This window comes from Pseudomonas sp. NPDC089530 (assembly GCF_050280705.1).
GTDB lineage: Bacteria > Pseudomonadota > Gammaproteobacteria > Pseudomonadales > Pseudomonadaceae > Aquipseudomonas.
In genome coordinates this window covers 1-17,297 of sequence record NZ_JBNNVU010000050.1, presented here as the reverse complement: position 1 = coordinate 17,297, position 17,297 = coordinate 1, and the positions used below count along the sequence as shown (strand labels likewise).

Here is a 17,297-nt window from a genome sequence, read left to right as displayed (position 1 = left end):
GCCCGCGTCGTGTTGTAGCGGCCGCTGCCGCAGGTTGCGATCAAGCCCCAAAGGGGATGTTGCTGTCGAGGGCCAGGAAAGCCCTCCGGGCCTTTTCGCAGCCTGCGGCAGCGGCTACAGGGATCGCCTGCTTCCTGTAGAAGCTAGCTTGCTGGCGATGCAAGCAGCGCGGTGATCAGTTACAGCGCCCCGCGAGCAAGCTCGCTCCTGCAACGTGCGATTTGCCAGCATCCATTCCCGCTAAAACAAAAACGCCGCGACTCGTGTCGCGGCGTTTTCGTTTCTGTGTCGCTGTCAGCCCAGGTTCTTGCCGAGCAGTGCGTGGTAGAGCTCGCTGTCGCCGAGAATTCCCACCACCTTGTTGTTGTCGTGCAGCACCAGCTTGTTGCCGGTCTGGTAGCGGATCTGCAGCGCGTCGCGCATGCCGATATTGGAGTCCACCAGGGTCGGCTTGCGGCCCAGGCCTTCCACCGCCTGGCCCGGAATCCAGTTCTGCAGGTCGAGGCTGGCGCCGTTCTGGCGCGCGCCCTTGATGGTGTTGCCTTCGGCTAGGTCCAGCCAGGAGTCGCCGCCCGGGTCCAGGCACACGGAGCCGTTGATGCGCTTGCAGTTGTCCAGGGTGCGCATCAGGCTGCGGCCGCAGAGCACGTTGAGCGGGTTGGTATGGGCGACGAAGGTGCGCACATAGTCGTCCGCCGGGTTCAGCACGATCTCTTCCGGCTTGCTGTACTGGATGATCCGGCCGTCTTTCATGATGGCGATGCGGCTGCCCAGCTTCAGGGCTTCATCGAGGTCGTGGCTGACGAACACGATGGTCTTGCTCAGCTTGCGTTGCAGTTCCAGCAGCTCGTCCTGCAGGCCCTGGCGGATCAGCGGGTCGAGGGCCGAGAAGGGTTCGTCCATCAGCAGGATGTCGGCGTCCATCGCCAGGGCGCGGGCCAGGCCGACCCGTTGCTGCATGCCGCCGGAGAGTTCGTCGGGCTTCTTGTTGCGCCACTGGGTCAGGCCCACCAGCTCGAGTTTCTCGTCCACCAGCTTGCGCCGTTCCTTTTCCGGACGGCCCTGCATTTCCAGACCGAAGCTGATGTTCTCGCGCACGGTCAGCCAGGGCATCAGGGCGAACTTCTGGAACACCATGGCGATGCGCTTGGTGCGCATCATTTTCAGTTCCGCCGGGGTGCAGGAGGCGATGTCGATCTGCCGGCCGTCATGCTCGACGAACAGCTTGCCGCGGCTGACGGTGTTGAGGCCGTTGATGCAGCGCAGCAGGCTGGACTTGCCGGAGCCGGAGAGGCCCATCAGCACGCAGATTTCGCCTTTCTCGATGTCCAGGCTGGCTTTTTCCACGCCGACGATCTGGCCGGTCTTTTTCAGGATCTCGTTGCGGGTCAGGCCCTGGTCCAGCAGCCTGAGCGCCTCGCGTGGGTCCTTGGAGAAGATAACGTCGACGTTATCGAAGCGGATTATGCTCATGCGTCACCCCCTACTTTGCCTTCGGGTTGTTTGCAGATACGGTCGAGCATGATCGCCAGCAGTACGATTGCCAGGCCAGCCTCGAAGCCCAGGGCGATATCGGCGGTGTTCAGTGCGTTGACCACGGGTTTGCCCAGGCCATCGGCGCCCACCAGGGCCGCGATCACCACCATCGACAACGACAGCATGATGCACTGGGTGATACCGGCGGCGATGCTCGGCATGGCGTGGGGCAGTTCGATACGCGACAACAGTTGACGGCGGGAACAGCCGAAGGCCTTGCCGGCGTCCATCAACTCTTGTGGTACATCGCGGATGCCCAGGTAGGTCAGGCGGATCGGCGCGGCAATCGCGAACACCACCGTGGAAATCAGCCCGGGTACCACACCCAGACCGAACAGGGTCAGGGTAGGAATGAGGTAAACGAAGGTCGGTACGGTCTGCATCAGATCGAGCACCGGACGCATCATGGTGTAGAACATCGGCTTATGCGCGGCGACGATGCCCAACGGCACGCCAATGAGCACGCAGACCAGGGTGGCGAACATCACCTGGGCCAGGGTCTCCATGGTTTCCTGCCAGTAGCCCAGGTTGAGAATCAGCAGAAAGGACAGCACGACAAAGGCCGTCAGGCCCCATTTGCGTTGAATGACATGCGCCAGCAGGGCGATCAGGCCGATCAACGCCAGCGGGTTGAACCAGGTCAGCGCAAACGTCACGCCGTGGATCATCGTTTCCAGGGTCGATGCGATCGCATCGAAGGTGCTGGCGCCGTTTTGCGTCAACCATTCGACGAAGGCAGCGATGTACTGGCCTAAAGGGATTTTCTGATCAGTGAGCATGGTATTGAACGTCCGCATGCAAGGAATAAACAGCCCGGGCGGGCGAACCCGCCCGGCATATAACGATTACTGCGCAAGCTTGGCTTTCACGGCTTCCAGGCCAGGTTTTCCGTCAATGGTGGTCACGCCAGCGAGCCAGGTATCGAGTACCTCGGGGTTTTTCTTCAGCCAGGCCTTGGCGGCGGCCTCAGGCTTCATCTTGTCGTCCAGGACGTTGCCCATCAGGGTGCTTTCCATATTCAAGGTGAACACCAGGTTCTTCAGCAGCTGCCCCACGTTGCTGCATTCCTGGGTGTAGCCCTTGCGGGTATTGGTGTAGATGGTCGCCTGGCCGAAGTTCGGACCGAAGTACTCGTCGCCGCCGGTCAGGTATTTCATCTTGAAGCGGGTGTTCATCGGGTGCGGTTCCCAGCCCAGGAACACCACCGCGGTGCTGCGCCGCTGTGCGCGATCGACTTGCGAGAGCATGCCGGCCTCGCTGGACTCGACCACCTTGAAGCCAGCGTCCTTCAGGCCGAAGGCGTTCTTGTCGATCATGCTCTGGATCAGGCGGTTGCCGTCGTTGCCTGGCTCGATGCCGTAGATCTTGCCGTCCAGTTCCTTCTTGAACTTGGCGATGTCGGCGAAATCCTTCAGGCCCTTGTTGTACAGCTCTTCCGGTACGGCCAGGGTGTACTTGGCGTTTTCCAGGTTGGCGCGCAGGGTCTCGACGGTGCCGGCATCGCGGTAGGCCTTGATGTCGTTTTCCATGGTCGGCATCCAGTTGCCGAGGAACACGTCCATGTTCTTGCCGTCGGCCAGGGACTTGTAGGTCACCGGCACGGAAATCATCGTGGTCTTGGTCTTGTAGCCCAGTGCGTCGAGGACAACGCTGGTGGTCGCGGTGGTGACGGTGATGTCGGTCCAGCCGACATCGGAGAAGTTTACGGTGCTGCATTGCGCCGGTTCTGCGGCGTGCGCCAGAAGCGGCAGACTCAGCATGGCGGCCAACAACAACGACGGGGAACCTTTCATGGGGTGGACTCCTGGGTGTTTTCTGGCGGCGTAGGTGACCGCACTTATAAGTATTGCGGTTGGGGCTTGTGGGACAGCTCTACCACAGTGCCTTGCAATCGAGTCGAGACCGATCATGTACCAGTGAAAATCTGACGCATACAGGGTGCGTCGTATCCAGTACAGGCAGGGTCGCATCCAGTGTCGGTGAGGTCGTTTACAGCTTTTTTCAGCACTTTTTGCCCCTCTGAGCCGTAAAAAAACGGCCAAAATCCGAGGTCGGCGGACTACGGCGTTAGTGGGCATGAGTGGGTCGGTGTGAGACGTCGAACGACACTGCAAAAGCCTGATGATGCGCGTATCTCGGCGGACTACTGCTTGAGCGTAGCAGCTTCGCCACCGGGCGTTTTCGGCGCCCGGCATATGCTCATCGAGGAGTTCGCAGCAATGGCTATCAGCGTTTTCGACCTGTTCAAAATCGGCATCGGTCCCTCCAGTTCGCACACCGTCGGGCCCATGCGCGCCGCGGCGCTGTTCGTCCAGGCACTGCGGGAAAAGAACCTGCTCGAGCAGGTGCGTCGTGTCGAGGTACGGCTGTACGGTTCGCTGTCGGCCACCGGCGTCGGCCACGGCAGCGACAATGCGGTGATCATGGGCCTGATGGGCGAATGGCCGGATGCGATCGATCCGTCGCAGATCGGCAGTCGCATCCAGACCCTGCGGGAAACCGACACCCTGCTGCTGGACAACCGCTTGCCTGTCTCTTTTGTCTGGGCGCGGGACATGCTGCTGCTCGACGAGAACCTGCCGTTCCATCCCAACGCCATGACCCTGGTGGCCGAAGGCGAGCCGGGGGAGCTGCACCGCGATACCTACTATTCCGTGGGCGGCGGTTTTGTCGTCGACGAGGCCCAGGCCGGCAGCGGCGTGGCGGACCTGGACCGGACCGAACTGCCTTACGACTTTTCCAGCGCCGTGGAGCTGCTGAGCCTGTGCCGCCAGCACAACCTGCGGGTGGCCGAACTGATGATGGCCAACGAGAAGGTCTGGCGTTCGGAAGAGGAAATCCGCAGTGGCCTGATGAAGCTTTGGCAGGCCATGCAGGACTGCGTCGAGCATGGCTTGAAACATGAAGGCATCCTGCCGGGCGGGCTGAACGTGCGACGCCGGGCCGCCAAGCTGCACCGCAGCCTGCAGGAGTTGAACAAACCCAATGTGATCGGCTCGACCCTGAGCGCCATGGAGTGGGTCAACCTCTACGCCCTGGCGGTCAATGAAGAGAACGCCGCCGGCGGGCGCATGGTGACGGCGCCGACCAATGGCGCGGCGGGGATCATTCCGGCGGTGCTGCATTACTTCATGCGCTTCAGCGAAGACGTCACCGACGCCAACGTGGTGGACTTTTTCCTCGGCGCGGCGGCAGTGGGCATTCTGTGCAAGAAGAACGCTTCGATCTCCGGCGCCGAGGTCGGTTGCCAGGGCGAGGTGGGCTCCGCCTGCGCCATGGCCGCGGCCGGGCTGGCGGAGATTCTCGGGGCGACCCCGGAACAGCTGTGCAACGCTGCGGAAATCGGCCTGGAGCACAACCTCGGCCTGACCTGCGACCCGGTTGGCGGCCTGGTGCAGGTGCCGTGCATCGAGCGCAACGCGATTGCCGCGGTGAAAGCCATCAACGCCGCCCAGATGGCCCTGCGTGGCGACGGCCAGCATTTCATTTCCCTGGACCGGGTGATCCGCACCATGCGCGATACCGGCGCCGACATGCACGACAAATACAAGGAGACCTCCCGCGGCGGGTTGGCGGTCAGCGCGGTGGAGTGCTGAGGTCTTAACGACGGGACTGCTGCGCAGTCCATCGCGAGCAAGTCGGATCGCGATGGGGTCGGATCACTCACCGCCGGTTCCCAACCCACTGCGCATAAATCGACCACCTACCCACCCCCGCGCTACCTTTTGGCGCGTCGCAAACAGGTACGTTGAAGCCTTCAACGGTCAGGTTTTTCACCATCCCCTGGTCAACGCCCGACCGTGCCTGCGGTGACACTCTTTTCCCGGGACGTTTCTCGCCGTTCCCACAAGTGCTACCGATTTGCTCACAGCCACCGGGCCAGGGCCTCCCACGACCGATCCGACCTTGATAACCCGCACATTGCGCGCGGCTTATATAGACGCATCGCGACGTCGTTTTCAGGAGTTATTGAATGCTCATTCAACTTTAGGCATGGCAATTGCTCTGTGATTACAAAGCCCGTCTCCCACGTGAGAACGCTGGCAATAACAAGAGCCTCCGCCTGAGGCCGTCACCTGCTTTGTGTGAGGAGATACCGCGATGACCTCGTTCAACTCCGGGGCCCAACCCCAGAACCGTGCGCCTCAATCCATCGGCTTCCTGTTGCTGGACAATTTCACACTGATTTCCCTGGCTTCTGCGGTCGAGCCGCTGCGCATGGCCAACCAGTTGTCCGGTCGCGAGCTGTATCGCTGGACCACCCTCAGCGTCGACGGCGGCCAGGTCTGGGCCAGCGACGGCCTGCAGATCACCCCCGACGCCGCCATGCACAAAGCTCCCGCCCTGGACACCGTGATCGTCTGCGGCGGTATCGGCATTCAACGCACCGTGACCCGCGAACATGTGTCCTGGCTGCAAAGCCAGGCGCGCCAGTCCCGCCGTCTCGGCGCGGTCTGCACCGGCAGCTGGGCCCTGGCCTGCGCCGGCCTGCTCGACGGCTTCGATTGCAGCGTGCACTGGGAGTGCCTGGCCTCGATGCAGGAAGCTTTCCCGCGGGTGGCCATGAGCACCCGGCTGTTCACCCTCGACCGCAACCGGTTCACCAGCTCCGGCGGCACCGCGCCGCTGGACATGATGCTGCACCTGATCAGCCGCGATCACGGCCGCGAGCTGTCGGCGGCGATCTCGGAAATGTTCGTCTACGAGCGTATCCGCAACGAGCAGGATCACCAGCGCGTGCCGCTCAAGCACATGCTCGGCACCAACCAGCCGAAGCTGCAGGAAATCGTCGCGCTGATGGAAGCCAACCTGGAAGAGCCGATCGACCTCGACGAACTGGCGGTCTATGTCTCGGTGTCGCGACGCCAGCTGGAGCGGCTGTTCCAGAAATACCTGCATTGCTCGCCGTCGCGTTACTACCTGAAGCTGCGGCTGATCCGTGCCCGCCAGCTGCTCAAGCAGACGCCGATGTCGATCATCGAAGTGGCCTCGGTCTGCGGTTTCGTCTCCACGCCGCACTTCTCCAAGTGCTACCGCGAGTACTTCGGCATTCCGCCGCGTGACGAGCGCGTAGGCTCCAACACCGCCCAGCAGGTGGCGATGATGCCGATCCCGCAGGCGCTGGTGCTGGCCGGGCCGATGTCCTCCCTGAGCCAGGCGCGCAACGAGTCGACGTTCGCCAGCGTCAGGCTGTAGTCACAGGCTCTTCTTGAAATACACGACGCGCTCGGTTTCCTCGAAACCGAGCGCCTTGTGCACGGTCTGGCTCAACAGGTTTTCCAGACCGGTATCCGACGCCATCTCCACGCAACCGCGTTCCCGCCCCCATTGGGCGACGGCGTCGATCAAGCGTTCGGCAATGCCCTGGCGGCGCTGTTCGGCGCTGACATACAAACCCTCCAGAAACACCACCGGCGAATGCTCGGTACCGTTCACGTAGTCATGGCGCAACGAGGCTTCGGCCAGGCCCACGGGCTGGCCGTCGGCGGCATAGGCGAGCAGGTTGATATAGCGCTGGGGGGCGTCCAGCAGGCTGGTGATTTCGTCCAGGTGTTCCGCGGCCGGCGTGTCCGGCCATAGCGCCTGGCGCAACGGCAGCCAGCCCGGTTGACGGGCCGACTGGCAGGCTTCGATACGAATCATGGGGGCGGCTCCACAGCTCAAAGAACCGCACTCTACTCCGGGACTCGCTCCCGGCGAAGGCTCAGGCGCGGTTGTTCTGGTATTGGGCCAGGGCCGGCAACAGCTGTTTGTCGATGGCCTGGCGCACGGCCGGCAGAATGGTGGCGTTGCCGGTGAGCATCTGCTCGACCATGCCCTTGAGGGCCTTGGCCCGGGCATCGCTCAAGCCGCGCACGGCACACTCGCAGGCCTGGTCGGCGGTGGCGCCGGCCGGCATTTCGAACCCCAGGGCCCTCAGGTGGCCGAGCAGGTCGTCCTGGTCAATCAGATCCGCGTGCATCATGACTTTTATCCTTATTCCGGGAGCGTGGTCGTGGTTCGATTCTGGTGGCCCTCCAGACCGTCGGCAAGGGCGAATTGTCGTAATGTCCATGGTGCCTATGAGCATGTCGTTTTCGGCTAATCTTGGTTGAGGGCGACTGGGCACACTGGACTTCAGCTCGGTCATCGAAGGTTTGGTCACCCTCGTGTCGGCTCCTCAGAAAACCTCCTCAACCCCGATCCTGTCACGGCTTGATCGGGGTCTTTTTTTGCCTGGGGAAAAGGTGGGGCCTGGGAGAATTTTCGCGGGCGACGCGCTCTAGCGCTGCAACACCAGGATCCGCGACAGCAACTCGTCACGGTCGATGTAGCACCCCTGGAAATGCCGCGCGCCGGTGGCGGGGTCGAAAGCGTTGCGCGCGTGCAGGGTGCGGCGGTTATCGAAGCACCACAGCTCGCCGGGGTTGAGGCGCCGGGTCAGGCGAAAGCGCGCCTCGCGGGTCATGGCGATAAAGCGTCGATAGGCGCGGTAGAGACGGGGCATGTCGTCCACCGCGGCCTCGAACGGCCCGCGCAGGAAGTTGGCCATGCGGATTTCCGCGACATCGCCCCGGGCATTCAGGGCGATCACCGGTGCCAGGCAGCGGTAGTCGCTGTGGCGGTCCTTGTTGCGAAACTCCACGGGGATCTCGCACAACGCACGAAAGGCCTCGGGGGCTTCGCGGCGCAGGGCGTCGGCGATGGCGAAACCGTCGACGAAGATGCTTTCGCCGCCTTCGGCGTCGTTCACCAGGCAATGCAGGAACTGCAGGCCCGGTTGCAGCTCGCGGGTCGGCAGGTCGGTGTGCAGCGGCAGGTTGAAGGCGGTGTAGGCGTTGCTGTCGGCATCGGCCTTGGACTGCACATTGAACAGCACGCCGAAATTGCTCTCGCGGATAAAGGCGATGTGCCGGGCGACCTGGGCCAGGGAGCCGGGTTCGGTGGGCACGCCACGCACCTGCGTCAGGCCGATATCGCGCAATGCCAGCAGCCATTGCAGCAGCACCTGCGGGTCGTCCTGCAGCGCCTGGTATTCGAACACCGGCAGTTGCAGCCGGTGGTCCCACAGCTGGCTCTGCGGGCGGTGGGCGCGGCGTTCGGCGCGGCTTGCGTCGTCGTAGGCATGGGCGCGCAGCCAGCCCGGGTCGAAGCGGCTCTGATGACCGTCCTGCCAGTCGATGCTCAGGCAGCCCTGCTCATCGATCCAGCTGGCGGCTGGTGCCAGATCCTCGGCGACATCGACTATTTCCAGCACCTGCTCGCGGGTCACGCTATAGACGCACTGCGGGCAGGGGCAGTTGTCGCGCAGCCACTGATGGTGAAAGGGGCTCACGCGGCCGTCGGCCCACTGCACCTGAATACGGTCCGCCTGGGCTTGTACGGCGGTCAACGCGCTGATCAACGGGTAACGGCGGAAGTCGGCAAAAGCGGTGGCGGTATTCACGGTGCGGTCCTTTTCGTGGGTGGTTATTTTTCCGGCGGCAGGGCGATCACCCGGCCGATCCAGGCCGGGGCGGGAAGGTCGGCCTGTTGCGCGGCGATGGCCCGCAACCGGTTCAGCACCGGCTCGCTGAACGGCGCCGAACGCGGGCCGGCAAGGTCGACGTGGAGCAGCATCTGTTCGTTGCCGGCCAGCTCCAGGTCGTCGCCGGCCTTGTGCAGGCTGTGGTACAGGTGCAGGCGCTTGCGGTCGTGGCCGATGATTTGCGTGCGCACCTCGACCTCGGTGTCGAGCTTCACTTCGTGCAGGTAGTTGAGGTGCAGCTCCAGGGTGAACAGCGAATTGCCGCTGGCTTCGCGGTTGTCGCTGTCCAGGCCCAGTCGATCCATCAGGGCGTCGGTGGCGTAGCTGAAGATCAACAGGTAGAAGGCGTCCCGCAGGTGGCCGTTGTAATCGACCCAGTCGGGAATGATGCGGGTGCTGTAGGTGGTGAGTGCGGGCATGTCTGGGCTCACGAAAATGGTGGGCTGAAACCCTGTTGCCGCTGCCGCGGGCAGCGGCAACAGGGGGCGTTACTCGCTGAAGCTCATGCCATGCTTGGCCTTGGTGTTTTTCACCGCGTCGAGCACCGCCAGCAGGCAGTCATCACGATAGCGTTCCAGGGCCGAGATGCTGTGCTGGCCCAGTTGCTCGGCGGTGCCTTCGACCACGTCGTCGATCAGCTTGTCGGTCAGCTCCGGCGCCGGCAGGTAGGTCCACGGCAGTTGCAGCGCCGGGCCGAACTGGGCCATGAAGTGACGCATGCCGGCGTCGCCACCGGCCAGGGTGTAGGTCAGGAAGGTGCCCATGAACGACCAGCGCAGGCCGGCGCCGAAGCGGATCGCGTCGTCGATCTCGCCGGTGCTGGCGACGCCGTCGTTGACCAGGTGCAGGGCTTCGCGCCACAGCGCCTCCAGCAGACGGTCGGCGATGAACCCCGGGACTTCCTTGCGCACGTGCAGCGGGCGCATGCCGAGGGATTCGTAGACCTTGATCGCGGCCTGCACGGCCTCTGGCGCAGTGTGCTTGCCACCGACCACTTCCACCAGCGGCAGCAGGTACACCGGGTTGAACGGGTGGCCGACCACGCAGCGTTCCGGGTGAGTGGCGCTCTCGTAGAACTCGCTCGGCAGCAGGCCGGAAGTGCTGGAGCCGATCAGGGCGTCGGGCTTGGCCGCGGCGCTGATCTTGGCATGCAGTTCCAGCTTCAGCTCCAGGCGTTCCGGCGCGCTTTCCTGGATGAAGTCGGCGTCTTTCACGCACTCCTCGATGGTGGCGACAAAACGCAGGCGATCCTGGGACGCGCCCGGTGCCAGGCCCTGTTTCTCCAGGGCGCCCCAGGCGTTGGCGACGCGCTTGCGCAGGGCCGCCTCGGCGCCGGGGGCCGGGTCCCAGGCCACCACGTCCAGGCCGTGGGCGAGGGCGCGGGATACCCAACCGCTGCCGATGACACCGCTGCCCAGGGCGGCGAAGGTTTTGATCTCGGTGATAAAGCTCATGGCAACTTCCTGAAAGTCAAAAGTGAAGGTATCCGTAGCCGCTGCCGAGCAACGCGAGGCTGCGATCGGCGGCGTAGCCGTCGTGAAGCCGGACGGCGCGGTGTGTCAGGTAACGCGTGGTTGCCGTTGTGGCGGCTGCGTTGCAGCCGTGCGCAGCCTCGCGGGCTCGGCAACGGCTACAAGGCGAATGCGGTTATCCGCGTTTTTTCAGGCCCATCTTGGCCCGGCCCTCGGCCGGGGTCAGGACGCGGGCGCCGAGGCGGCTGAGGATCTCGCTGGCGCGTTCCACCAGTTGGCCGTTGGTCGCCAGCACGCCCTTGTCCAGCCACAGGTTGTCTTCCAGGCCGACCCGCACGTTGCCGCCCAGCAGCACCGCCTGCGCGGCCATCGGCATCTGCATGCGGCCGATGCCGAAGCCGGCCCAGACCGCATTCGGCGGCAGGTTGTCGACCATGGCCTTCATGGTGGTGGTGTCGGCCGGCGCGCCCCACGGGATGCCCAGGCACAGCTGGAACAGCGGATCGTCCAGCAGGCCTTCCTTCATCATCTGCTTGGCGAACCACAGGTGGCCGGTGTCGAAGATTTCCAGCTCGGCCTTCACCCCCAGCTCCTGGATGCGCTTGGCGCCGGCCCGCAGCTGCGCCGGGGTGGACACGTAAATGGTGTCGCCGTCGCCGAAGTTCAGGGTGCCGCAGTCCAGGGTGCAGATTTCCGGCAGCAGTTCCTCGACATGGGCCAGGCGGGTCAGCGGGCCCACCAGGTCGGTGTTGGGGCCGAACTCCATGGGGTTCTCGCCGGCGCCGATCTCCAGGTCGCCGCCCATGCCGGCGGTGAGGTTGACGATGATGTCCACGTCCGCCTCGCGGATGCGCTCCATCACTTCCCGGTACAGCGCGACATCACGGCTGAACTTGCCGGTTTGCGGGTTGCGCACGTGGCAGTGGACCACGGTGGCGCCGGCCTTGGCGGCTTCTACCGCGGCGGCGGCAATCTGTTTCGGGGTGACCGGCACGTGGGGGCTCTTGGCGGTCGTGTCGCCAGCACCGGTGAGTGCGCAGGTGATGATGACGTCGTGGTTCATGGTGCGGGTTCCTTACAGGCGTGGTGGGTCGCTGCGCGGTCGGTTGGCGCCGCGCGGCGGGAGTCCGGGGTGGTTATTGGCTGGTCAGCTTCAGGTGTTCGGCGGCCGGCTTGCCATCGAAGGTGGTCACGCCGTCGAGCCAGCGCGCCTTGTCCTGGGGATGGTCGGCCAGCCATTGTCTGGCGGAGGTCAGGGCGTCCTTGTGGTCGAGCAGCGGCTGCATCATCCGGCTCTCGTCCTCGGCGCTGAAGGTCAGGTTGCTCAGCAGCCGGCTCACGTTCGGGCACTGCTCGGCGTAGGTCGGCGCGGTGACGGTCCATACGGTGGCCATGCCTTCGTTCGGGCCCAGGGCGTCGTCGCTGCCGGTGAGGTAGGTCATCTGCACATTGACGTTCATCGGGTGCGGCGCCCAGCCGAAGAACACCACGGCTTCCTTGCGCCGCACGGCGCGATCCACCGCCGAGAGCATGCCGGCCTCGCTGGACTCGACCAGCTGGAACTTGCCCAGGCCGAACTGGTTCTTGGCGATCATCGCCTTGATCTGGGTGTTGGCCCCCGAGCCGGGCTCGATGCCGTAGATCTTGCCGCCCAGTTCCTTCTCGAACTTGGCGATGTCGGCGAAGGTCTTCAGGCCTTTGTCGGCCAGGTAGGTCGGCACGGCCAGGGTGGCGCGGGCGTCCTTGAGGCTGGGTTCGGCCAGGACCTTGACCTGTTTGGCGTCGACGAACGGGGTGATGGTCTGGGTCATCAACGGGTTCCAGTAGCCGAGGAACAGGTCCAGGCGCTGGTCGCGGATGCCGGCGAAGATGATCTGCTGCGAGGCGCTGGTCTGCTTGGTCTGGTAGCCGAGGCCGTCGAGCAGCACCTGGGCCATGGCGCTGGTGGCGATCACGTCGGTCCAGTTGACCACGCCCAGACGCACGTTCTGGCAACTGGCGGCGTCGGCGGCCGAGGCTGCGGAGCTGAGAAAGACGGTACCGCTGAGTGCAAGAACACAGCTGCTGATCAGTCGTTTCATGAGGGGGGCCTCGGCAGGTCGTTATTGTCGGTCCCGGCGTCTTTGTGCGCCGGTGATGCCACGTTACGCAGCTGCCGAAGGCTGAAAACGCACAGCGGCGACCGGCTCTTGCACTGCAGCGACCTCCTGTCTTGAACCCGGCGTGGAAACGGCGTATCACAGGGGCCACGCTGCCCGTCATCCGAGTGCGTCCCATGTCCCAGGATTTCTATTTCTTGCTGATGCCGGGCTTCTCGGCCATCGGCTTCATCTCGGCCATCGAGCCGCTGCGGGTGGCCAATCGCTTTCGCGGTGAGCTGTATCGCTGGCATGTGTTGAGCGCCGATGGTGGCGCGGTTCTGGCGAGCAACGGCATGTCGGTCAACGCCGACGCGGCGCTGGAACCCTTGAAGAAGGGCGCGACCCTGCTGGTGGTGGCCGGCTTCGAGCCGCTGAAGTTCGCCAGCCCGGCGCTGGTGCACTGGCTGCGGCGCCTGGATGTGGAAGGCGTGACCCTGGGCGGCATCGACACCGGCAGCGTGGTCCTGGCCGAAGCCGGGCTGCTGGAGGGCCACCGCGTGACCCTGCACTGGGAAGCGATCGAGGCGTTCAAGGAGTCCTATCCGCAGATCAGCGTGACCCAGGAGCTGTTCGAGATCGACCGGCGGCGCATCACCTCGGCCGGCGGCACCGCGTCCATCGACATGATGCTCGACCTGATCGCCCAGGCCCACGGCCCGCAACTGGCAATCCAGGTCAGCGAACAGTTCGTGCTCGGGCGCATCCGCCCGCGCAAGGACCACCAGCGCATGGAAGTTGCCAGCCGCTACGGCATCAGCAACAAGAAACTGGTGCAGGTGATCGGCGACATGGAGCAGCACAGCGAGCCGCCCCTGAGCACCTTGCAACTGGCCGAGTCGATCAAGGTCACCCGGCGCCAGCTCGAACGCCTGTTCCGCCTGCACCTGAACGACACCCCGAGCAATTTCTACCTGGGGCTGCGCCTGGAAAAGGCCCGGCAACTGCTGCGCCAGACCGACATGAGCGTGCTGGAGGTCAGCATTGCCTGCGGCTTCGAATCACCCTCGTATTTCACCCGCAGCTACCGGGCCCGTTTTGCTCAGTGCCCGCGGGAAGACCGGCGGCAAAACCAAAAGGCCTGAGCTGTTCTGTTCGCAGAGCGCTCGCTTTGCTGTACCCATGAAAATTGTTTGCCGGGCTCAAGTACGTTAGCTCACTGAACTACTTTGGTATCGCGATTCCCTCCAATAAGGGATCAAATTCTTTATCAGTATCTAGGTTTCTTCGTCTTTCACTCTCGGTTAACAGCCACGGTTTAGGCCAAAAGCACAAGGCGCTGTGATGCATCTTGATAGGCCAGTGTGGCGGGCTGGAGATTGGATTATCTCCACTTTATAAACTCAAAAAATCGTAGTTTGGCCGATAGACTGATGATGCTGTGAAGGAAAGTGGCTGTGTGCCATTGGTCGTTAGACAAAAAGGAATTGCAATGAAGGGAATGTTGATTGGCACCTATCTGGCGATAGCGTTGGTTGTTGGAACCCTAGGGGCTTTTTTCGGTAACTACTCTTACGAGAGCTACTGGTACAACCTGGGGCGTGGGTTCTTATGGCCAGTAGGGTTGTTTGAAGGAGATACGGAGATCGATGGAGATACTCCAGAGTCGTTTGCGAAGTCTTATGTGCAGATGATGTCAGAGCACAAGAACAGTAAGGGGAGATATTTATTGCCTGCCGCTCTGGGGAAATTGGCGGGGTTGGAGTTGGCCAAAGCAGATCCGTCCCTAGTCAAAGCCGATTTCGCACCTTTGATTACAGGCGGAGCCGTACCTCAAGTGTTCATTCAGGGATTGCTGAAGAATCCCAAGATCGTCAACTCTCTGCGCGAAGAGCTCGATGGAATGGACTTCCATGACATGCTGATTGCTGGGGACGATGCTGAGGCAGAGTTATTTGACCTATTGGACGAGAGAGATAAGGCGAATAGAGCTCTCGCCGAGGCACTGCAAAAGGTCGAAGCTGAAAAGACGGCATTGCAACGGGAGCGTGAGGCAGAAACGGCCAGGGCCGTGGAGGTTGCCGCGGCCAATGCAGTCGTTGCGACACAGAGCTCCCAGGCATGTGTTGACGACAAGATCTCGGCCTATCGAGCCGAAGTAGGCGAGGAGTCCCTGGTGACTCACGACATGCTTGCGGAATGGGAAGGCGAATGCGCCAGCTCTTATTAATCATCTAATTAATTGTCTTTCAACAGAAGTAAGCCCACGAGAGCAAATGGGCTTACTTCTGGCTGATTATTTCTTCAGCAACGCCGCGCAGGCCGCTTTGTAGGCTTCATGCTGATACTTGTTCAGCGTCGCCGGCAGGTCGGGGTTGTGCTTCTTGATCTGCGCATTGATGGTCTGCGGCGACAACAGGGTCACCTCGCAGCCGTCCAGCAGTTGGAACACGCCTTCGATCTTGAAGGTGGTCGGGCCGCCAGCGAATTCGCCTTTCTTGCTGCGCTTCTTGATGGCGATGCGCTGGATGCCGTTGTCGCGCACGAAGGCGGCCACCTGGGCTGCGAAGGCCTTGACGTTGGCCGCTTCGTCATCGTCGTCCAGGGCGATTTTCTTGCAGGCGTTGGCCTGGTGGTGCGGGGTACCGTCTTGCAGGGTGGCCAGGGCGAAGATGGCTTCGCTGCCTTTGATTTCGATGCCGCAGATGCTCATGGGAAGACCTTTTCTCGGGGAATGGCGTGCAGCTTACAGTTCCAGCTGGTCGGCGCGAATGCCGAAGGCCGCGGCGATTTTCTCGCGGGTGGCGCGGCGCGGTTTGGCGACGCTTTCCTGCTGGGCGAAGGCCGGCTGGGAAATCCCCAGGCGCCTGGCGACCTCGTCCTGGGTCAGGTGCAGGTGCTCGCGCCAGGCACGGATCGGCGTCGCGCCGTCGACCATGCGGCTGACCACGTCGTGGGGGATCAGGTCCGGTTCTTTCTGCTGCGCCACATACTGCGCATAGGGGATGACCACGAACGCCGGCTGGCCGTCCGCGCCCTTGATGATCTGGATGTCAGTAGGTGCGTTCGTCACGTTTCTTGACCTCTTGGATACTGACCACTCGGATAGCGCCGTCCCAGTCGAACAGGACTCGGTAGTTGCCCACCCGCAAACGGTAGGCATAGGCATAGCCGCTGAGCGCCTTGACGTTGCCGGTGTCGGGCATGCCCTCCAGCAAGGTCACCGCATCGCGGATCTGTACCTGATGGGCGCTGTGCAATCGCAGCAGTTGTTTGACGGCCTTGCGGGTCCACAGGATGCTGTTCATGAACGAATATAAGCCTTTTATAAGATTAATCAATCTTTGCCTATATCTACCCGGACGCCAAGGCGAGAACCTTGTCCGGGTATTGCTCATGTCTGGTTACAGCGGTGGCCTGGCGATTTTTCACGAGCAGGCTCGCTCCTGCAAATACCTGCAGGAGCGAGCTTGCTTGCGATGACGTTATTGCCGAGGCAGAAGACTCTTATTCCTGCCCGATCGACTCGAGAAACTCCGACCGTTCGTCGCTCATGCGCGCCGCGCAGTCGGCCTGGGCGATGGCATAGTCCTTGGTGCCGGACTTGGCCGAGAAGGTGTCGATGGCGCAGTCGGCCTCACGCTGTTTCTGCCACAACTGCTGGGCGGTCTGGACCTTGGCGGTGATATCGGCCAGCTGCGCCTTGTTGCTGCCGTACTGGGTGCCCAGGCGTTCGAGCAGGCCTTGCAGGTTGTCGTTGAGCAACTGTTCGGCGGTGGTCTTGTTGAAGGTGGCGCATTCCAGGGTCTGTTGGTCTTGTTCGACGCTGTCGCAAGGGGAGTTGTTGGCTTCTTCAGCCGCCTGTACGCCGGTCGCCAGCAGGGCCAAAGCCAGGAAGATCGATTTCATTGCGTCGCCGCCCTCTAAATCCAGTGATGCGGCGGATTCTGGCCCATGCGCATGACAAAGAACAGATGGCGCAAGGGACGCGTGGCAGACCCTTTGTCGTGGATTGACGCTTTCGGCAATTCCCCTGTCGTTTTTGCACCCGGCTGCCCAGGCACCGAGGCATATGCTGACCCCAAAGCGCCGGCAGACGATTCGGCGCATGAATCGCCAATAAGGGGACTGCCTGATGAGCCCAGCCGAATTACACGCCGACAGCATCGTTATCGACGGGCTGATCATTGCCAAGTGGAACCGCGAACTGTTCGAGGATATGCGCAAGGGCGGCCTGACCGCGGCCAACTGCACTGTGTCGGTGTGGGAAGGCTTCCAGGCGACCGTCAACAACATCGCTTCCAGCCAGAAACTGATCCGCGAAAACAGTGACCTGGTGATGCCGGTCCGCACCACTGCCGACATCCGCAAGGCCAAGGAACTGGGCAAGACCGGCATCCTCTTCGGCTTCCAGAATGCCCACGCCTACGAGGACCAGATCGGTTACGTCGAGGTGTTCAAGCAGCTGGGCGTCGGCATCGTGCAGATGTGCTACAACACCCAGAACCTGGTGGGCACCGGCTGCTACGAACGCGACGGCGGCCTGTCGGGCTTCGGTCGCGAGATCGTTGCCGAGATGAACCGCGTCGGCGTCATGTGCGACCTGTCCCTGAACGTGGCCGACATCGGCGACGTGGCGATCAACACCTTCAACCTGCTGGACGCCGTGCGCATCATCGAAGAAGCCTACGACGACATCCTCGA

The 17,297-nt window shown here is 62.8% G+C and carries 19 protein-coding genes; 5 read left to right on the top strand and 14 right to left on the bottom strand.

Going from position 1 to position 17,297, the window contains the following annotated elements; genetic code table 11:
* Positions 1–294: 294 nt before the first annotated feature.
* From choV to ACQKQA_RS18830, 3 genes are all read right to left on the bottom strand, one after another.
* Entirely contained in the window at positions 295–1,473 is a 1,179-nt protein-coding gene (choV, locus tag ACQKQA_RS18840; RefSeq protein WP_427560740.1) for a choline ABC transporter ATP-binding protein, read from the bottom strand.
* Complete coding sequence (gene choW / locus ACQKQA_RS18835; protein WP_427560737.1) at positions 1,470–2,315, bottom strand: choline ABC transporter permease subunit; 846 nt, start codon at positions 2,313–2,315, stop codon at positions 1,470–1,472. Before choW ends, choV begins: the two co-directional genes overlap by 4 nt.
* A gap of 66 nt (positions 2,316–2,381) precedes the next feature.
* Positions 2,382–3,329 carry a choline ABC transporter substrate-binding protein gene (locus ACQKQA_RS18830; protein ID WP_427560734.1) on the bottom strand — a complete coding sequence of 316 codons (948 nt, stop codon included), beginning with the start codon at positions 3,327–3,329 and terminating at the stop codon, positions 2,382–2,384.
* 426 nt (positions 3,330–3,755) lie between these two features.
* Here ACQKQA_RS18830 and ACQKQA_RS18825 point away from each other — a divergent pair, with 426 nt between their 5' ends.
* Positions 3,756–5,132: an L-serine ammonia-lyase gene (locus ACQKQA_RS18825; protein WP_427560731.1), complete on the top strand. Its 1,377-nt coding sequence runs from the start codon at positions 3,756–3,758 to the stop codon at positions 5,130–5,132.
* Between the two features lie 505 nt (positions 5,133–5,637).
* Complete coding sequence (locus tag ACQKQA_RS18820; RefSeq protein WP_092304208.1) at positions 5,638–6,732, top strand: GlxA family transcriptional regulator; 1,095 nt, start codon at positions 5,638–5,640, stop codon at positions 6,730–6,732.
* On the opposite strand, the gene aac(6') is transcribed toward ACQKQA_RS18820, so the two are convergent.
* From aac(6') to choX, 7 genes are all read right to left on the bottom strand, one after another.
* Positions 6,733–7,179, bottom strand: a complete 447-nt coding sequence (gene aac(6') / locus ACQKQA_RS18815; RefSeq protein WP_427560728.1) for an aminoglycoside 6'-N-acetyltransferase — start codon at positions 7,177–7,179, stop codon at positions 6,733–6,735.
* A gap of 61 nt (positions 7,180–7,240) precedes the next feature.
* Positions 7,241–7,501 carry a hypothetical protein gene (locus ACQKQA_RS18810; RefSeq protein ID WP_427560725.1) on the bottom strand — a complete coding sequence of 87 codons (261 nt, stop codon included), beginning with the start codon at positions 7,499–7,501 and terminating at the stop codon, positions 7,241–7,243.
* A 297-nt stretch (positions 7,502–7,798) separates the two neighbouring features.
* Positions 7,799–8,962, bottom strand: a complete 1,164-nt coding sequence (locus ACQKQA_RS18805; protein WP_427560722.1) for a gamma-butyrobetaine dioxygenase — start codon at positions 8,960–8,962, stop codon at positions 7,799–7,801.
* Between the two features lie 23 nt (positions 8,963–8,985).
* Complete coding sequence (locus tag ACQKQA_RS18800; RefSeq protein WP_427560720.1) at positions 8,986–9,462, bottom strand: thioesterase family protein; 477 nt, start codon at positions 9,460–9,462, stop codon at positions 8,986–8,988.
* A 69-nt stretch (positions 9,463–9,531) separates the two neighbouring features.
* Positions 9,532–10,497 (bottom strand): L-carnitine dehydrogenase, encoded by a 966-nt coding sequence (locus ACQKQA_RS18795; RefSeq protein WP_427560718.1) that lies wholly within the window; start codon positions 10,495–10,497, stop codon positions 9,532–9,534.
* A gap of 193 nt (positions 10,498–10,690) precedes the next feature.
* Positions 10,691–11,578, bottom strand: coding sequence for a 3-keto-5-aminohexanoate cleavage protein (locus ACQKQA_RS18790; protein ID WP_427560715.1), 888 nt, complete (start codon positions 11,576–11,578; stop codon positions 10,691–10,693).
* 73 nt (positions 11,579–11,651) lie between these two features.
* A complete protein-coding gene (gene choX / locus ACQKQA_RS18785) occupies positions 11,652–12,596 on the bottom strand; it encodes a choline ABC transporter substrate-binding protein (RefSeq protein WP_427560712.1) in 945 nt (314 codons plus the stop codon).
* A gap of 194 nt (positions 12,597–12,790) precedes the next feature.
* Here choX and ACQKQA_RS18780 point away from each other — a divergent pair, with 194 nt between their 5' ends.
* Both ACQKQA_RS18780 and ACQKQA_RS18775 read left to right on the top strand, forming a co-directional pair.
* On the top strand, positions 12,791–13,738 hold the full coding sequence (locus ACQKQA_RS18780; RefSeq protein ID WP_427560709.1) for a GlxA family transcriptional regulator: 948 nt from the start codon (positions 12,791–12,793) through the stop codon (positions 13,736–13,738).
* A 347-nt stretch (positions 13,739–14,085) separates the two neighbouring features.
* Complete coding sequence (locus ACQKQA_RS18775; RefSeq protein WP_427560706.1) at positions 14,086–14,823, top strand: hypothetical protein; 738 nt, start codon at positions 14,086–14,088, stop codon at positions 14,821–14,823.
* A 66-nt stretch (positions 14,824–14,889) separates the two neighbouring features.
* Here ACQKQA_RS18775 and ACQKQA_RS18770 read toward each other — a convergent pair whose 3' ends face one another.
* The 4 genes from ACQKQA_RS18770 to ACQKQA_RS18755 all read right to left on the bottom strand — a co-directional run bounded on the left by ACQKQA_RS18770 (position 14,890) and on the right by ACQKQA_RS18755 (position 16,502).
* Entirely contained in the window at positions 14,890–15,306 is a 417-nt protein-coding gene (locus tag ACQKQA_RS18770; protein WP_427560703.1) for a DUF3010 family protein, read from the bottom strand.
* 33 nt (positions 15,307–15,339) lie between these two features.
* Complete coding sequence (locus ACQKQA_RS18765) at positions 15,340–15,666, bottom strand: helix-turn-helix domain-containing protein (protein ID WP_427560700.1); 327 nt, start codon at positions 15,664–15,666, stop codon at positions 15,340–15,342.
* Positions 15,647–15,901 (bottom strand): type II toxin-antitoxin system RelE family toxin, encoded by a 255-nt coding sequence (locus tag ACQKQA_RS18760; protein ID WP_427560698.1) that lies wholly within the window; start codon positions 15,899–15,901, stop codon positions 15,647–15,649. Before ACQKQA_RS18760 ends, ACQKQA_RS18765 begins: the two co-directional genes overlap by 20 nt.
* 199 nt (positions 15,902–16,100) lie before the next feature.
* Entirely contained in the window at positions 16,101–16,502 is a 402-nt protein-coding gene (locus ACQKQA_RS18755; protein WP_427560695.1) for a lysozyme inhibitor LprI family protein, read from the bottom strand.
* A 226-nt stretch (positions 16,503–16,728) separates the two neighbouring features.
* Between ACQKQA_RS18755 and ACQKQA_RS18750 the strand changes: the two genes are divergently transcribed.
* Positions 16,729–17,297: membrane dipeptidase (locus tag ACQKQA_RS18750; protein ID WP_427560693.1), on the top strand; the 569-nt coding region annotated here is incomplete at its 3' end.